The organism is Nocardia sp. NPDC023852, assembly GCF_040639505.1.
Lineage (GTDB): Bacteria > Actinomycetota > Actinomycetes > Mycobacteriales > Mycobacteriaceae > Nocardia.
Map to the genome: position 1 here is coordinate 199,400 of NZ_JBFAAB010000007.1, position 19,833 is coordinate 219,232.

Annotated in this window: 1 protein-coding gene (running past one end of the window); it reads right to left on the minus strand. The window is 65.7% G+C overall.

Annotated elements, in window-relative coordinates; translation table 11 throughout:
• A protein-coding gene (locus AB0H00_RS14330; protein WP_357265723.1) for a glycerophosphodiester phosphodiesterase family protein crosses the window boundary here: on the minus strand, positions 1-19,827 show its beginning. The gene continues 103,449 nt to the left of window position 1, outside the view; the window shows 19,827 of its 123,276 coding nt (coding positions 1-19,827); the start codon lies at positions 19,825-19,827; the stop codon falls past the left edge of the window.
• Between the last annotated feature and the right edge of the window lie 6 nt (positions 19,828-19,833).

The following is a 19,833-nucleotide window of genomic DNA, read 5'->3' on the forward strand; positions in this document are numbered from 1 at the left end:
ATGCGCGAGTGTGAGCAGGATTCGCGCCGCGATCTCATCGGCAATCCGATCCGGATCAGTCTCCCCTCGCTCCATCGCAATTTCTTGCGCACGGTTCGCTATTTCGGCACAGTCCACCTGAACCAGCGTTTTATCACGGCTGTACGTACCGTGGGTTCCATCGCAATGGCACTTGTCGCCACCATTTTCGATCGTCTGACCGTTGCCGCGAGCACGGTTGAACTGCACCATGAAATATTCGGACCGCCGGGCCAGCCCGTCGACCAGGGCGTCGATTTCCGGACCGAGTCCGGTCTCCAGGATCGGTGATTGCGGAACATCGTCGAGCGAAAGATTGCCGTCCTCGCCGGATGGAACCGCAACAGCTGTCGCAACGAGCGCGGCTACCCCACCCTTGACCACTGTGCGTCTCGTGACGCCGCTGTCGTTCGCACCGTCCGATTCAGCCAGCTCCCCAACCTTTTCGGCAAGGTTTTCAATCGCGGCCCGCTCGTCCTCCAGATATTGCGTTCTGTGTGTCATGCGGGCCTGCCGAAGTGCTCTCACCCAGACATCTGCGTCGTCCGCCGGACCAATCCGTGCACTCAGGATCTGCCGATCGAATCCGCCCAACTCGAGGCGTGCCGCCTCAACTTGCTCTGCGTCCGCCTCCGCCAATATCCGATAAACAGCGTCGGATTCGTCGAGGTGGTGGACTTCCCGCAAAACCCTCAGAATTACCTGAAGGTTCTCTTCGAGAAGGTCAGCTGGTACTTCCGCACCCGGCTTGGTCGCCGAATGCGGCATGGGCGGTGGCGTGTACGGAGCGTCCCCCTCATTCGAGAATCCGCCATCACGACCCGAACCACCATGCTCATCACCACCGAACCCCGCAACACCAGCACCCACCGCAGCTGCCCCCGCAACCACCCCATCACCAGGCGCACCAGCAATACCAGCCCTGGGATCCTCAACGGCCGCCACACTATTGCCACCGGAGCGCTCGCCACCATTGGCCGCATCCCACTGCGACTCAGCCTCTTCCACCCAAGAGTCGTAATAGGGCGCGTCGGGATCCTCCATCAACTCCCGCGCAATCCACTCACGCGCAATCTGCGGATCCCAGATTCCGATCCTCAACTGCTCATAGGCGACCTCCTCCCCATGCTTATTCGGCTCGATGTCGAAATCAACAGGCTCGAACTCGACAATATCGACCGGCGCACCCTCGGCACGGGACCCCTCCAGAATCTCCCACCGAGCCTGCGCGGCCACCAACAGATGATCCGCGTACTGCGAGAACCGCGCCAGCAGATACGCCTCTACAAAATCCTCGCGAGACATCCCCTCCGGATTCGGCACAAAAGCCAAATACCGCAGCGGATCTCCACCAGCCTCCCCAACCGCCACCGCGAGCAGATACACAACCTGCGCCGGATCCGACTGGGCATCCTGGTCGATCAGAATCATTCGGGCATCGTGATCCACCACGGTCCGATCCCCATACCCGATCGTCCAAGGCCGCTCGCTCAGCAGCAGCTCATTGATCCGCCGACACAACGACTCCGAATAATTGACGAGCTCGGCGACCTCAGTACCGAAAGTCTCATGCAACCAACTGGATTCGGCGGCACTATCACCACCCCCCACCAACCCGGACCCAACCACCACCGCCCCACCTGCAACCCGGCCAGCCGTAGTCAATACACCACGCCGACTCCAACCCGCACCACCGGATGAGGTGTATCCAGCAGTGCCATCGGCAGGTTCCGTTTGCCCGCTGCCGTCATCCGATGGGAAAGTCTCACCGCGATCGAGCGCGTCCGGAGTCACGGCATCGAGGTCCTCGGGCCCCGACACCTCGGAGAAGCCGAGCCCGCGGGCGCCTTGGAGCGGTGTCGGCTCCGCAGTGCCGGTTGCCGCGTTCACGGAGGTGTCGGTCGCCGCGTCGTCCGTGGAGAGCCCGCCCGTGTCGTCGGCGTTCCCCACAACCGGCTCGTCGTAATCGGCCAGAACCTTCGCTATCAGACCCCAGTGATCTTCCGGCAGCCCAGGACGTGTCATGACCTCGCGTGCCGCAGCCAACAGCTCGTCAGGATCATCTGAAGTATCCGCCAGCCCGGCGAGCTTATCGACCAGCGGGGCGAGGATCCGCATCCGATCCGCACCGGCTTCTTCGGCGCGAGCCGCGACTGCCGCAAGCATTTCGAGCGGCGCCCACCGGCCCAGGAAACGTTGTGCGGTCTCCCCCAACCGGTCCGGGGTCAGGGTGGCAGGCTGACCGAGCATCTCCGCGAACTCGGCGCGTTCGCCGCGCAACCTGTCCCGATCGGCCAGCCGGGACGCGAGTTCTTCCCTTGCGGCTACGCGCCTTTCGGCCAGCCGCCGCCGCTCGGCTTGATCGGCCGCGTTAGCGGCCCGCTGCTTGTCCACATCGCCGCTGAGGTTCAGCTGATGAATAGGCGGATCGCCACGCAACCGATAGTCGAGTTCCTCGACTTCGGTGGTCAACTCATCGATATCGTCCTCCGCCGCGATGAGCTGATCGTCCAGCGTGGTCAGCAGTTGCGGGAGTTGGTAAGGCATCGGAGCGGTCTCGTGCGCGCCCAGCCGCGGCGGATCCAACTGCAAACGGTCGGCGTGCGCGTACCAGTCGATACGGGCCCTGGCGCGGCGAGTGACGAGTTCGTCCCGCTCCGCGCGCAATGCCGCGAGGGTAGCGTTCTGCTCGGGCGACAAGCCGGAGGTCTCGGCCGTCTGCTCCAGGAGCTGGATGTGCGCAGCGATATCGGCTAGTTGCGCGTCCGTGGCATCGACGGCGCGTGCCGCGTCGAACATCCCCGCCACCTCGGCCACTGCCGCTTTCGGAGGAGTCGAGGTCCGAATATGTTGCGCGGCAACAGATTCTGCTACCAACTGCAAGTTTCGCTGCCGAAGTCGCAGCGACTCCCCCACAGAGCCGCTCAGCCGCACATATTCATCCGGCCCGAATACCGCACTGAGGCGGTCATAGGCCTCGCGCACCTCCTCTGGTACCGCTTGTCCGAGACCGAAGCCCTCACCGAGGGGTTCTGCCAGCAGTCGCACTTCGTTCAGCAACACCAACGCGATGTCGTCATGATTCGGCGTCTCGGATGGGCCGCTCGGCAATCCGTAACGAAGGAATGCCTCGACCGAAACATCGACCGACACCACGGCAATCTGGTCGAACCGTGGGCCGAACTTCTCCACAATCAAGCCCCCGCGCCGCCCGTGGGGTGGCCGAGCGAAAACGAGGATGTTCTTACCTGCGAGATCCTCGACACCATCCAGACCGAGATGGTCCGCCAGCATCGGCATCGATTTCTCGACGTTTTGGGGAGTGTTCACGGCGTACCGTTCCACGATGATCTGGTCTCCGGGGAAGCCCACCCGCTCAGCGAAGAACTTTGCCGTGTCCGCCTCGCCTTTCCAGCCGGAGACAGCCATCACAACATCACCGAGTCCCTGCGCAACAAGGAACCTTCCGGCAAAAATCGCGTGTACGGGCCACTTGTGCCCCAACAAGAGCGCGATTTCGTACTCACGCGCAGGGTCGAATACCCGGCCGGCGTCGAACCCCGGCGACGCCGGGTCATTACGCAGGTAACCCCACACCGTCCTGAAGTCTTCCACCGCCTGGGGCACATCGGACGGCTCGTACAGCTCCCCCAACCAGTCCTCGAACCATGCGTAGACGTTTCCGTCAGCATCGTCGGGCATCGCCAACTCACGACTCGACGACACCGCAGTCCTCCAGTCGCCGCGGATCCACCGCTCGACCACAGGCTGTTCGGAGGCATCGAGCCGAATCCGCAAGCGCTCGACTGGGATGTGCGCCTCGATCGCCTGCCGCACCTGCGGATCCAGCACCGGGTCATCCACGCCCGCCGGGGTGAGCACCACAACATGGTCATCGAGCACTGTGGCCCAATCACCAACCGGCACACCGCCCAACCGCTGCCGGTGCGCCGATACCGCCGCCGCGACCACGGCATCGTAATCGACCAGCACCCCGGCCACCTTCGCCCACTCTTCGCCGGACAACTGCGGCCACGACGTCACCTCGCGCGCTACCGCGACCAGGTCATCGAGGGACATCCGCTCGGGATAAGCGATAAGAGCCTGCAGCGCTCTGCGCAGAGGATCCCGGGTTGGATCGTCCGCGTCGGCCCCGAGCGCTTCCCACACGAGGGGCATCCGCTCAGGACCATCCCGCAGCCCCACGAGCGCTTCCCGCAGGCGGGTTGTCAAGGGTGCTGCTGCTTCCGGATTCCGGTACGTCCCGATGGACTCGGCCGGACTGATACCCAGATCGTCATTCGGGTTTTCGGGACGCAATCCGCTGGGGGATGTCGACGGCTGGTACGCCGCAGGGCCACCATCGGCATCCTCGGGCAGCACGCCGAACGGCAGATTGCCGACCCGCCACACCATGTGCGGAATTTGCGCCACGTGCGGAGGTTGCTTACGCAACGGCACCGTCACCCGCACGGTCAGGTCATGGGCGCCGACGTAGCGGTTCAGGACCGCCATGACCTCCCGCAGCGAGTATTCGCCGACACGATCGGCGTCGAACTCCGCCGTTTGCGCGAGCGCGATATCGAACCCGCTCCGGTTCTGCTGCAGCACTTGCCATGTCGCGGTCAACTCGGTGCCCGACACCGTCACCGTGAGCAGCACGCCCCTATCGTCGTGTACCTCCACAGCCAACTCACCGGATTCGGTCGTGCCGACTTGCACCCGCACCACCCCACGCCCCGCATCGAATGCGGTTCGCGCCAGGTTCCGCAACACCGATACGACCGCGGCGTCTTGCTCACCCAACGCTGACACGACCTCATCGACAGTCCTTGCCTCGAATGGCGCACCTTTCCACGAAAGGAATGACCTACCCGGTGTGGCGGCGAATGCTGTGGTCGTCGGCAGGAACGCGTGTGCGGCTGCGGTCAGGATCTTCCGCCAAAGGCTACCTATCCCCCAGAGACCGCCTTCTCGCCTATTCCCCTGTTGTGCAGCAGTGTTCGCGTCGATATCCGCACCCACACCGCCAGAGGCGGCGAGAATCTCGCCAGGTTTGGAAGAGGTGTAAGCGGCGGTGCCATCGGGTCGGTTCGTCTGCACGGCGTCATCCGCAGCACCCGAACTCTCGATCCCGCCAGTTGCGGCCTGCGGCCCCTGCTCCGCCGAGGGCACGCTCTCGTGGCCGTCGACCGTGCCGCCCTCGGTGAATGCACTCCCCGCGGCGCCGGTCACACCGGTCACGGCGACCGCCGCCGCCAACTCACCCGCCAGCGCCATCACACCCCGACGGCTGAAGCCCCCACCAAAACGATCGACCGGGCCGACACTCGCACCGGCTTCCGGCTCGTCTGTCGTTTCCGATGGTTCATCATCATCTCCGGCTTGTTTCCGCCGGACCCTGTACAGGATGTACGTCGGCTCTTCGATCGCACCGGTCGCGTCCCGCTTCACCTCGGCAGCAACACCGGCGACTGCGGCGCCGCCATACAGCGGCGCGGGCCACCGAAAGAACGTCAAATTGCGCTTCGGTACCCACACGTCGAAATCCAGCCCAGCAGCACGCAACGCCATGACGGCCGCCAACGCCGCGGGCCCCCCTCCCGGACTGCATGACAGAAAGCTCACCATCGCCGTGGGATCGGCGACGACCGCCTGTCGGAAGTGCTGGTTCGCCGCGAGCGCCATCCCGAAGGTCCACCCGTCGACGTAAAGCGTCACCAACTTTCCCGACCGAGGCGACTTGACCGCAATCGCGAACCCGTTCTCGTCGGCGTGCGCGTGAACGTAGACGAATCGTCGGCGCATCGCGTCGTCCGCCCACTCCGCCCGCACCGGGAATCCGTACGACCAGTCCGATTCGGCTTCTGAACTGCCGACGTCATCCTTGGGGACGTATGTGGTGTGGTCCAGCCGAATGGGCTCGCGGGACCACTCATCGACGCCCGCGATCTCACCAGGATCGGTAGCGAAGTTGACGCCGTTGATCTCTCCGGCGGCATTTTTCGTCGCGACACTGCAAATGTCGTCGAGCCGGAACCGGCGCGACCGGCCGTTGTGATCGGTGCCCGCAAACGAATAGCGTTTCCCGTCATTCAATTTCTCGATGACCCGACGGGCGTCGGCACCAGGGTCTTCGGTGTAGACGAGGGCAGCCGCCGATGCGGCGGGCACCGTCAGCTGATAGTCGAACCACACCTCAGTGCGGTCTTCGCCCACCACGGCGTCGGCGCGGTAAGCACGGCTGTACAACAGGTCACCGATCACCGAGCCGGTCGGACCAGGACGATCCGGGGGATCGTCGAGACGAGCCACCGGAAGATCGTCCACCTGTGGACCGAGCTGCAGAGCAGGACCGAAGGTCGTAGCGACGCGCACAGTCGGTGCACCATCGACATCGCGCACCTGTACCTCGATCGTGGCCGGATACACCGGGCACGCGTCAACTAGATCCGCCAGCAGATCGGCTGCCGCATCGACACGGTTGGAGTCGATGCCCTCGGGCAGTATGTGCCCGAACCGAGCGCGGAACCAGGCGCGGGCATGCGCTCTGCTGGGCCACGTGTCGAACCACTCGGACAGCTCGACCCGAAGCGCTGGAACAGGTTCGTCGTTTGGACGCCACCCGATTCGGACATCCGACTCCGGGCAGTCAACGCCAGCCCGCGCCTTCGAAACGGTCCCGTCCGACATCGAAATCTCCGGCAAACCACCGGCCGTCATAACGATGTGGAATGCCTTCTCCCCCTCCGCCAATGCCTTCGGTTTGTACGGCTCGTCGCGCGGGACGCCACCGATCTGCTCACGCTGGTAGATCACACCGTCATCAGCGCGATACAGCAGGACCACATGTGCGACCGGATCACCCTGTTTGTGCACCGTCCGCCATACCCACCCGCCAGCGCGGACAATATTTTGCGCGTCTTCCTCGGACAGCTCCCCCCGATGCCAGTCCGCACCGAGCGCCACCGCAAGCAACCCGGCGCTCATCCCCTGCCGCAGAATCTGGTTCACCAGGAACTCGGGCAGCTCGGGCAGCACCTCCACACCCGTTGGTCCCAGCCGCTCGCGCATGAAATCGATCAGCCCCAGCCCGCAATCCCACGCATCGAACTCGGTCCACCCGAAGTCCGCACCGAATTCGGTGACCAGCGCATCGAACTCCACCAGACACCGGGAGAACTGATAATGCGGTGCCCCCTCTGCTGTTCTGCGGGCCTGCTCCAGCACCCCTGGCTGGACCTGCCCCGACATCCCGGCCGGTAACTCCGAGCGCAGCGCCTGGACTGCTGCTTCGCGTATTTCCCTCAGTTCGACGACTCCGCGCGCTCCCCCATTCAACGCCCGCTCATTCGAATCCCACCGCACACCTATCCCGGTGAGCCGCACAGCCAGCTCGAGGGCCCGTCCCGCGATATCGAATCGCCGCACTACGGCCCTGGCACGCATCTGCCCCGGTACGGCGAACTCCGCCAAACCGTAGTCGAGTGCATCCTCCACCGTATTCAGCCGCACACCGGCTTGGGCGGCGCGGGCACGAGACCGGGCGAACTCATCGAGCCGTCGCATCCGCTCCCTGAACTCCGGCAACCGCTCGTCGGCGATACCCCGCAGCAGCGCCTCCAGACCCGCGATCCGCCGAGCCCGCTCATTCAATCGGATGACACGCTCAGCCAGCCGGTGAATCTCTACGACCTGTTTGGCCAAGGCTTGCTCGACCGGTCCCCGCACGCTCGCGAGCACCGCACCCAGCTCCGGTGGCTGCTTGTGTCGCGCTGCGTCCGATTTCAGGTCCTCAGCCAGTTTCCGCACCGCCGCATCACACAACGCTCGCAGATCCGCAGCCTCTGAGCCCACCTCTCCGAGCCGGAGTTCCGCCGCGAGCTCACCGAGACGGGCCGAGCTCGACTCGCACTCCCTCACCGCCTCGGCATACGCGCCGGCCAAGCCAGCACCGACCGTCCCCTCCCCCGGGGCGCCGTTCGATCCCGACCCGACGTCATCGCCGTTCGGTTGGGACGCTCCGTCCGAACCAATCGCGACACGGCCGATCTCATCGCCACGAATCGACTCCACTCCGGCCGGCAGCGAAACCGCGCCCGATATGTCCTCTGCATCGGCAGGCGCCACCGCGAACACATCCACCCCGAGCCCAGACAGCAACCTCACGTCCGGCGCACCCGCCACACCCCGCAACACCACCGCAGCCACAGACCTCGAGCTGGTCGCCGCGTATACCTTTCTATCCGCGTCAGGCCCGTCCCCGACGACAACGATCCGCGGCGCTCGATGCCCGACACTCGCTAACGCGTCGTCCAGACCCGACACACCTCCGCCGACCGGAACGACTACCGCCACACGACCACTCGGATCAGCCGCACGCACCTGCGCCAACACATCGGTGACACCCGCCGTCTCGGCCGACTGCGGATTCAATCCCCCCGCACCCGCATACACCACCACCGAATCCGCATCCGCCAGGCTCCCCGCCACGAACCCGAGATGGCCCCCACCCAGATCAACCGGCGTCAACCCCATCTGCGCCAACGCCAGACCGTAGGTACCGTCCGCCCCGTCGACGTACTGCGCCAACGCCACCATCAAACGCGTACTCCACTCGCGCTCCCCGGCGTTCTGCAGCTGTTTCAGGTAATCCCGCGCCGCCGCAACGACATCATCGGAAGCAGCACCGCCAGACAACCCGGCAAACATTGAATCGAAGACACCAGGTTCCCAACCGGAATCCCAGCCTTGCCCGGAATCCACTGCACCCGTGGCACTCTCACCCGATGTGTCCACATCATCCGACGCCACAGCATCGGATGATGAAGACGCACCGGGCGCCGATTCCCCACCAGTAGCCACCGTAGGTGACAAGCTCGTCGAACCCGGCACGCCCGCAACAGGATCGGGCCCATCCACAGCCTCCTGCCGGGGATCCGCAGCGGTCGCGGGAGACCGACCAGCCTGCCCCGCAACGCCCGCACCGGCCCGCCGTGCCGCCTCGAGCGCCTTCTTCAACACCGCAAGCGGCTGGTCCACCGCCTTAACAGCGTCCTCCCTGACGGGCTGCTCCTTCAAAGCCTTGGAACGTAGCTCTTGGTAATACTCCAATTTCTGCTCGGCCAGGCGCACAGCCAAAGAATCACCCGCCTTCACCCCCTCGAGGATCAGCTGGATCTGATTGCCGTATTTATGGCCGTGCACAGCCACATTCCGGGCATCGACAGCGATCACCTCGTCGACGGATCCCTGCCAAGCGACGTCATTGGCATCCAGCCAGCCCGCCATCTGCGACCGCATTGCCCCCAACATTGCCCGCATACGCTCGGAACTCGGCTCGCCTCCCTCAGCCCGCCCCTTCGAGTCCAATACAGGGGCCGTCGACTCCCACCACACCTGCCACTGGCCACCGCGCTGATACATCATCAGCTCCGCCACGAACTTCTCCCCACCAGCCGAATCGAAACGCAAATCAAGCTGGAGACCGATCTGCCCTTCGCCGCTGACCTGCCGCAACGAACGCGAAGCCGTCACCGAGAATTCGTCGTCACCAAAAACCGAGAACATCTCCGCCAAGCGGGAATCAACCGCCTTCTTAAAGGCCTCCACCTTGGAGATTCTGGCGAGATCGGCCATCGTCAGCGCCCCGGCGCCCTGCCCCCGACCCGCGGCCGCCGCCCCGGACCGCTGCCCGGCAGACTCATCTGTCGCGAGACCATCGGACCCGGCTTCCGGATCCCCGCCACGCGACTTGCTGCTCTTACCCGCCAGTTCCGCAACTTGCCCGGCCCCCTCGACCGACCCGGCATTGCCCGTCACCACAGAGGTATCGACGGCCTGCCCCATCGAATCCGGCGTCTTCGGCGCACCAGCACCCGAGTCACTGCGGCGCATGTCCCGCTGGCGTGCCCATAGCGCCTCGAGCTCTTCCAGCTTCGCCGACGCTTCCTCCAGCCGGCCTTGCGCTTCCTCGGCCGCATCCCGAGCACTCCGGGCATGCAGCAACGCTGACGCCTGAACTTCGGGCACCCCCGCACCACGCGCGGCGGCGAATGCCGCGCCCCGCAACGCACCCGGCCCCGATTCCTCCACATCCACCCCGAGTTCGGCCAGCAACACACGCATCTGCCGCAACGCCGCCGCTGCCACCGTGGACTGATGCCCACGCTCCTCCCGGACAGCGTCCGACAAATCCGACACCAGGACCGCAGCCTCGGCCATCATCCCCACCAACGCTTGCGGATCACCGGACAACACACCCGAGGCGTCGTATTTCTGCGGCAGAGCCTTCAGCTTCGCCAGCACCCCCCGCAGCCGATCCCCCGCCTCCTCAGCCGCATCCCAAGCAGTCCGCGCATACAGCAACGCCAACCTCTCAACCTCGGGCACCCCCGCACCACGCGCGGCGGCGAATGCCGCGCCTCGCAACACGCCTGGCCCCAATTCCTCTGCATCCACCCCGAGTTCGGCCAGCACCGCACGCATCTGCCGCAACGCCTGCCGCCCCACCATCGATTGATGGTCAATCATCTCCTGGGCATCGCGCGCCAAGTCCGATACCAACGCCCCGACCTCGGCCGACAACACATCAAAGTCCGGATCCCCAGCAGTCGAGGCAACCTCACCCTGTGAATCCATACCGCCCGACGAAACCGCAGACGTGTCGACAAGAGAGGTGCTGTCGGCAGACACAGAGGTATCTGTTTCCGCAGGCATGGACGTATCACCAGGTTCGAACGGCCCGAATTGTGGTGATGGGCTGGCCGAGCCGGCGTCGTCCAGGAGCTCTTCCCGCGTGGTCTCACGGTCCATCGTCCCGGCACGGCAGGATTCGCCGACGGACTCCTGGAATATCAACTCCCTGTCCGGCATTCCCCCCACCGTGACCGTCACCGTCCGGTTCGGCTTCGCACCGGACAGGGTCGCGGTAACCGGCCGCGCCGTCCCGTCCGACAGGTCACCGAACTTTTCCTGGAATTCGCGGTCGGCTCTCTCGAGGACATCATCGACGTTGCCCCAGTCCGACATCAACGTGTGCCATCCGACCGGAGCGCTTTCGCCCTGCACCCGCCACTTCACCTGTCCAGCCCCGGTGGCAGGCTCGATGGTCGAACTCAACCAACGTTTACCCTTACCAGTAGCACCGTCTGTGTCGGCGGGATAGCCGGTGATAATCACCGCCCCACCCGACAAGCGCGACACCGTGACATTTCCCCCATGAGTCGCGACACCAGCCGCTATGAGCGCCCGCAGCGACGTGGACATATCGCTCAGCCCCCACTCACGGAGCACCCGGCTGAGTTCCTCATCAGCCACGTAGGGAAGCACGCTCATGGCCGTGGATCCGTCCCGCAGAGTGAGTGTGCCTCCCGGCTCACCGGACAGCGCGGCGGCGACAGTCTGCTCCGCACCGGCGCCATCGGCAGGTTCCGACGCACCGCCGGAACCAGGATCGACGTGGTTGCCGTCCGGCTTCGGAGCAGGGCGGGATCCGCCGCCGGACTCCCGGAACGTCTTCTCCCCCCCAGGAACTCCCTTCACAGTCACGGTCAACGCCCGGTCCGGCTCCCGCCCGGACAACGTCGCCGTGACAGTGCGCGCCGTCCCATCCGACGGGTCACCGACCACTTCATGGAACCAGTTCGCGGCCTCCTCGCGGATATCGTCGGAATTGCCCCAGTCCGACATCAGCTGGGTCCACCCGGTCGGGTCGCCCTCAGCCTGCGCCCGCCACCTGACCTGCACTTCCCCGGTATCGGGATCGGCCGTGACACTCACCCAACGCTTACCCCGACCACCAGAGCCATCATCATTGGCCGCGTAGCCGGTGATGGTCACCGCTCCACTCGGTAGGCGCGACGCCCTGACATCTCCCCCGTGCGCCGCGAAACCAGCCGCTACCAGCGCCCGCAACGATTCGGATACTCCGCCCAAACCCCAATTCTCGAGCACCTGATCGAGTGCCCCACCCGGCACCATCATCTCCGGCAGTACGCGCAGTATCGAAGATCCGAGACGTTCAGTGAGCGTGTACCCCGGACCGCCCTTGCCCGACCCGGAACCTCCCGACTTCGACGCGGCAGCACTCTGCACGGGGGTGGTGCCCTCGACCGTCGCACCGTCCGCAGCGTCACCCAAGCCTGTGATGTCGACCAATTCCGCGCGGGCCCGCGCCAGCTCGGCGCGCAAGTCGCGCACGTAGGCGACCTGCTGACGCATTTTCTCGACAGCGGCCGCCGAGCGGTCCTCTTTTTCGTCAGTGGGTTCGGCGCCCAGCCTCCCCAACTGGTCCAGCGCAAACTCTGCCCGCTTCAGCCTCGCCTCGAAATCGGCTACCTCCTCAGCTTTGGCCTCAGCCGCAGACTCCCCATCGACCGGACCGTCATCAACTGGAGCATCAGGTTCAACGGAACTTCCCAGGCCCGCGACCGCGGCAGAGACAGCGGCGAATTCCGCTGGCGAGAGGCGTTTTCGGAGGTCACGAAAACCCGTCAGCAGCTTCCGCAACCGCTGCGCCTGGCCCCCTGGTCCCTTCCCGGTTCCGCCCGACGCGACACCATAGTCGGACAGCAACTGTTCGAGACCATCGGCATAGGAGCACAGCGTGGCCTCGATGTCCTCGGCGCCGCGAACATCGGCCGCCAGCAGGTCGATGATCGCGTGCACCTGCGCCGTCCGCCGGTCCTCCGGCGGCAGTTGTTCGGGCAGCAGCTCAGCGAACAGGTCGGCAACCTGCTGACGCGCTTCCATGACGTCGGCCGCGGCGGCCGCCCACTCCGGCGACTCACCACCGAGTCCGGCGGCCCGTGCCCGCAACCGGGCCAGACGCTGCTGAGCCCGCTGCAGCACCCGCAGCCGTTGTTCCTCCCGCGCGACCGGCATTCCCTGCATTCCGGGCGGCACCCGGAATGCCTGCTCGATCAGCACATCCCGCAGCGTTCGCAGCGCGTGTTCCTGCAGCAGCGCGGTCAGAACAGGGTTCGGCGATCCGGCCTGCGTAGCCATCGGCCGCCCAGCCACCGACTCACCATTCCGCTGCGTGCGCAACGTCGGCCGACCCGCAGCATTGACTCCCGCCTGCCACAACTCGATCTCGACCCCACGCCGATCCGCGGCCTGGCGCACGTACACGTCCAGCACCGGGTCTTGCACCCCGGCGGGCAGGATGATTATCAGCCTGCCGCCGATCAGCCGACCCCAGGTGCCGATCGGGAGGCCACCGAGGCGTTCCAGTTCCGCCCGCACGGCGGCGTCGGTGAGCCGCTCGACCAGCGCGTCGAATTCCGCGAGCGCCTCGGAAAGTTCGCCGTGGTGTTTGTCATCGGGGTCCAGCAGAGCCAGCTGGAGGCGAACCTCGTCGGCCAGCTGGTCGAGTGGGAGGGCGCCGATGCGGTCCGGACCACCGCCGACCGCCGAAAGCGCACCCGTCAACATGCGACGGACCTCCGACTCGGTCTGCTCCGGATCGTCGGTCTCCGACGCAGTCGTCCCCGACTCGGCGATCCCCTGCGCGGTCGTCTCCTGCTCGGTGGCCTTCGAATCAGCGTTCTTCGAATATTGCTGCTCCGCAACCTCTTTCGGATCGGTCGCGGTCTGATTGCCACTGTCCCAGGCAAGAGCGAATTCATGGTCGGCCAGGATCTGGTCCAACGCCGTGTAGTCATCCAGCGACAGCTCGACGCCCTCCCGGAGCTCGACCCGCCCGGTCAGTTCGTCAGACTCCCCCGACAGCACCGCTTGCGCCGCGGCCCACATTTCGTCGAATGTCAGCCCGTCGCAGTTGATGAGCAATGAATCGAAAGTCTCCGCCAAACGCATGGCGGTCTCATTCCGGACCTGGCTCGGCGATGTGCCATCCGAGATCGCGTCCTCGTATCCGGCCGCCGCGAGGGCCAGGGGCTCCCATGCCCATTTCGGCAGGTCCATACGCCCCAGCTGCTGACGCGCCAGCTCCAGCAACTGCGACGGAGTCATCCGCTCCGGGTACTCGACCAGCCCCTCGAGCGCCCGCACCAGGGCAACTACCTCTGGACGGCGCATTTCGGCGCGACGCCGCTCAACGGCGTCGACAGCGGCCTGTTCCAACATGTTGCTCTGAGCACACAAGCGCTCCGCCCTGGACAACCGCTGGAACGCATTGGCGCCATTGGCTTTCGCATCATCCGCGCGGCTGAACTCCTGCAGTTTCGCCCGGACGGCGGCACGCTGCTCGGGATCCGGGTAGCCCATGAAGACCCGCTGGTACAGGCGATCGATCAGATTGGCGGCCTGCCGGGTGGCCATCCGGGCGAGCCGGTTACGTTCGCGGGTGATCTGTTCGGCACAGGCATTCGCCTCGGCCAGTGCGCGCAGCAGTCCCGACCGATCCGAGTTCTGGGTGGTCGAATCAGGCGCGTCCGGACCCATCAGCTTGTCTCGACGTGCCTGCAGCCTCGCCTGTTGGGACCGCAGTGCGTCGAGTTCGGCTTGCAGCTGGTCCCGCATGACGATCTGGGCCGCCGCGCGGGCCTGCCCCAGTTCCCGGAGCACCTCAGTCGGCTCCGGCATCTCGTCGAACTGCTGCAGCGCGGCAACGAGCTCGGCGTGTTCGGCCGCGAGCTGCTCGATCTCGGCCTCGATCTGCGCCACTTTCCTGGCGACGTCATCGAGTTCAGCATCCAGACGCTCGACCTCAGCGGCCAGCGTGGTGGCTGCGGCCACCGGATCGATGCTGCTGTCCACATCCGACACCCCAGCGAGTGCCTGGGTCGCCAAGACCTCCTGCACCCTCCGCAGGGTCTGCAGTTGCTGTGCCAGTCGGGCGTCGAGACTGCCCAGCACGGCGGACTCGGTGCTGCCCGCGACCCGCTGGTCAGGTCCGATCACCTGCGGCGGTTCGGTTCGCCACGCACCACTGTTCCAGTAGGCGACGGTCACCGTACCGTCCGCGGCCACCGCACGCCGCTCGACCACGACCCCAGCCGATTCCAGCGCCGTCAGGGTTCCCGGATCGCTGATCGGGTTGCCGCCCGAGGTTTCGTCGGCAACGATCACCAGTCGATCGCCGACCACTTTGCCCCAATTGCCGATCGGGGCGCCACCGACCTGCTCACGTTCGGCGCGGATCGCGGCCGACTGCCGAAGCGACCGCTGGAATTCGGCTACGGCCGCGGTCAACTCTTGCCGCGTCTGGTCGGGGATATCGGTGCGCTGCGGGTCGTTGAGCGCCCGCTCCGCCGCGGCCAGCAAGAACGTCGCCGTCCGCTGTTCGGGCAGCTCGACGCCCGCTGCGGCAAGTACCTGGGCCAACTGTTCGGGGCCCATCGGCGCAGCGCTGGGCTTCCCATCGCGGCCGGAAACCTCTGAGCCGAATTGTGTGTCGAGGGTGTGCAGGCCCGCCTCGATCGCCTGAAGCCGCTGAATCGCGGCGTGCGCGTCGTCGCCGGTGATGGCGTCCGCGGCGGCGACGGCATATTCCGAAACAATGTGTGCCGCAGAGGGATTCATCCCTACGGTGAAGGCATACAGCTGCCGTTTCGCGATCTGATACGCATCGTCCGCGGCGGCGGCGATCTCGTCGTCGGTGCGGACCTGCTGTTGCGACAGCCCGACCGCCGCCCGCGACTGCGCCAGCCGCGCCAACAGTTCGCCCGCCTGGTCCAGCACCGCCGTCAACCGGTCCCGCTCGGCCTGCAGCCGCGCCCGCTCCTCTTTGCGAGCTTCGAGTTCGGCCCGTAATCGCGCCAGCTCGGCCTGCCGAGCGTTCTGCGCCGCCTTAGCGCGACGCCCACGCGGTACCTGATCCGATGCGTCGAGGTCGAGCCCGAGGAGTTGGGCCTCGATGCCGCCGATCTCCGTGTCGAGGTCACCAATCTGCGTCTCGATGTCGCTCATTGTCTGCGGCAGCTGTTCCGGCAGCACCGGCAACTCGGACGCCGAGGCGGCCAACTCCGCGGAAATGAGCTGCATGCCCTGCGCCCGCGCGAACCAGTCCGACCGGGCCCGCGCCAGCTCGGCGCGCAAGTCGGCGACCTGCCGACGCATTTTTTCGACAGCCTCCGCCGAGCGGTCCTCTTCTTCGTCAGCGGGTTCGGCGCCCAGCTTTCCCAACTGCGCCAGCGCGAACTCGGCCTTCTTCAGTTTCTTCTGGAGTTCGGCTACCTGCTCGGCGAGCTCGAGCAACTCCGAAAGCTGTTGTCCCGCAGTCGGCGACGGTCGGCCATTGCGCACCTGCAGGGCCCGTGCGACCAGCACATCCCGCACGGTCCGCACGGCGTGCTCCTGTGCCAGCGCAGTACCCGCGGTATCCACCATCTCGGTGTCCGGTCGACCCGGCAGCCATTTGCCGTTCTGCCACTGCTGGTACACCGGTAGACCAGCGGCGTCGACCAGCACCCGCCAGTGCTCGATCTCCACGCCCCGCTGCGCCGCAGCCCGTAGCACCGGATCGTCCAGGACCGGATCGTCGCTCTGTACCGGGCGGATATGCAGCAGCTTGCCACCGACCACCCGCGCCCACGGACCGACCTCGACACCACCGAGTTGTGTCAGCCGCGCCCGTGCTACGGCTTCGGTCACCAGTACGACCAGTGCGTCGAAATCGGCGAGCGCACCGGTCAGCTGCTGGCGGATATCGGCGTCGAGGTCCTGCTGCTCCAGCGCATCGCGCGCCTCGGCCACCAACCGGCCGATGGCCCACTTGCGCACCTGCTTCGACGCATCCGGGCTATCGGCCAGCTCTCCGAACGCCGCCCGCAGCCGGCCGGCGATGGCGGGGAGACCGGATTTCTCGGACCGCACCGCCGGCGTCGCCGGAATCTCGAATCGCAGTCGGTAGCGCCAGCCGAATCCGTTGCTGTCGGCGACACCGACGTCGACGCCATAGGTGTCGGCATGCAACGTGACCGCTGGGACGTCACGCCCGCCGTCGCCCGGCCGCGCAGACAGCTCGGTCGGCATCCCGGCGCCGAGATCGAACAGGTGCACCCGCAGACGCGATCCCGTCTTCGGATCGTCGGTCACCTCGGCTTCCACCCGCACCGTGTGGCCGGACCGGGACGCGGCGTCGCGCAGGGCCTGCTCCAGCGCGGTCTTCGCATGCTGGGCCTGGGTAGGCGACCAGTCCGCGGTCATCGCGTTCAATGCCTGAAGCGCCAGTGCCACACCGGATTCGAAGTGGTCATCGGTGATCGTCAACCCGAACCCGGCCAACCCATCGGTGATGACTTCGCCCAAATAGTCGCGCAGGTCCAGATCCTCGGGCCCGGTCACTTCGTGCACGCCGCCGATCGGCCGCCCACCGCCCTGGTACGCCATCATCTGGCGGAATGCTTCCTGCATCCACGGCATTTTCTGGCCGTCTAGCCAGCTGGACAGATGTTTGGCGAGATGGTCGACTTTCCGATCGCCGCCGGGCTGTGCCGTCAGGAAAGACATATCGGGGGCGAATTCGGCGGGGACGGGGCCGACCATCTGCTTCAGCGCGGTGAGGTCGCCGAACTCCGAGGACGGCGCCGCACCAGCGCCGGACTGCGAAGACGGCGCGGCGGGGTCGCCGAACTCCGAACCCGGTGACGCACCGACCAACTCGGCGAAATCCCCCCGCAACCCCGCCACACCGGTCCAGCCGTCGAAGACCGGCGCCTTCGAAGCGGTCGCCGCCGCGCTACCTCCCGGCTCGGAGCCGGTCGGCGCGGACGCCGTGAAACTCGGTGCCGTCAGGTCAGCCTCGAACCGAATCTCGTTGTGCCCGGATGAACTCCACCCATACGCCCACTTATCCGTGTTCGCGAAAACCAAATCGAGTTTTCGGTGGGCGGGCTGATCGCCCCGTCGACTTCCGATCAGCTGGTCATTGGCACGCAGCTCCAGATCCGCCTGCCCGTCGACCACCCGGACCTGCACAACCCCGTCTCCACCCAGTGCCGCGATGACCCGCGCGTCCGGACCGGTTCGCCGCACCGCGTCACCGATCGCCTGGGTGAGCGCCGCACGGAAGCCGTTCCGCCGGAACTCGAATACCCGCAACTCCTTCTGCCGTTTGCGCCGTTCATTCTCCGGCAGTCCGCTGAGGTCGACCTGCGAGACCTGCGGCACCAGTTGCATCACCTCGTCCACAGCCTTGGTGATCGCGATAGAGAAACCGAGGTTGTCGGCGCCGACGATCCGCGAGACGAAACCGGGGCCCGAGGACTGTTCGGGCTGTGCGACCGTCGCGGTGGATTCTTCGGCTTCCTCCTCCTCTTCTTCTTCCTCCTCCGCGGGCGCTTCCGGCTCCATCCACTCCTGCAGTGCCTCATCGAGCTGCTCGAACCGCGCCAACCGCTCCGCTTCGGACAGCGAGGAATCACCGAGACTCGACGCGGCGATACCGAACAGCATGTCGTCGATCAGCCGATGCGCGGCGAACTGCTCGGCACCCTCCGGGAAGCGCCCGTCCACCTTCTGATGCAGCCCGGCCACGATGCCGTCGGCCTGCCCCCGGGCCTTGACGGCGTCGACATCGGCTTCGGTCGACACTCCGGCCAGGGATGCGCCCTGATCGATCCGCTCCGCGACATTGGCTTGAAGCTTGTCCATCAGCATCCGCCGGGCATGCTGATTGACCTCGGTTTTGCCCTCGTTATCGAAGGTGACGCTCTGGCTGACCTCCCGGACGACGGCGTCCAGCGTCTGGTGCGCGCTCTCCCGCTCGTCCGCGGCCTGGAGATAGATGTCGATATCGCGATGCATCTGCCGGACGAGGACGTCGGCCTGGACGTCCGCCTCGACGTCGCTCATCCAGGTCCGGAGATCGTGGAACTTCTGCTGCTCCTCGATCGGCCGTCCGCCGAATTCCGAATAGCCACGGAAGCCGTAGATCATGCTCGACGGCGCGCCCGACACCGCACCACTCAGCAGTTGCAGCCCGGTGATCGAGTCGAATGCCTCACTCCATGACAAGCCGTCGTACCGGCCCCCGGCCACACCACCGAACACCGCGCCCACGAGACCCGCCAGCATTCCCTGTATAGCGCCGCGGCCGAGCCCGCCATACTTGTTGTAGGGCAGTATCTGCATCAACTTGGTTGATTTCCCCATCAACCGCTGCAGAAGGTGGCCGAAAAGGCCGGCCGCGGCACCACCCCAGGCACCGGCCTTCATAGTTTTCTCGAGTGCCTCCCAGTCGAGCTCGTCCTGGCGGCCTTTCTCGATCAGCGATTGCTGTACGAGCCATTCCTGCAGTCCGCTTTGAAAAATTTCCTCGAGCATCTCCTGGATACCCTCGTAGAGGTAACCACCTGCACGGGATATGTACTGAGCGATCTTCGGAAACTTGGTTACCAAACGTTTGGCCAGGCCGCGGGTGATAAACTCGATACCCTTCTCCAGCAAGCCACCGAAAAATTTCGCCGCCCAGCGGCCGCTGAGGATCGCTCGCCATGCGGCCACTTCTCCGGCCGGCCCCGCCAAGCTTGCGATGGTTACTTCGACAAAAACCCACGCGAGCGTAAAGAGTAGGTTCAGTTTCGTCGCATAGATTTGATTACCGAATGCGCCGATGGCATCAGCCAGCAACTGAGCATTCTCGAGAATGCCGGCCCCCGCCATGCCGAGCTGGCTGATCTGTCGCTGGAGTTCCTCCGAACCCTCTCCCTCCGGCCAGGCCAGGGCCGTCTTCTTGGCCCACTCGGCCGTCTTCTCGACGAGCGCGGCGTTACCTTCATCGACAAGATCTTGCAGATCGTCCGCAATCGCCCAGACCTCCTCCTCGTCGGTCGCCGGCCAATGATCGCCAGCCACCACAGGGAAGAGCGGCTTCAAGAACGGGGGTACTTCGAGTCCCACGAGCGG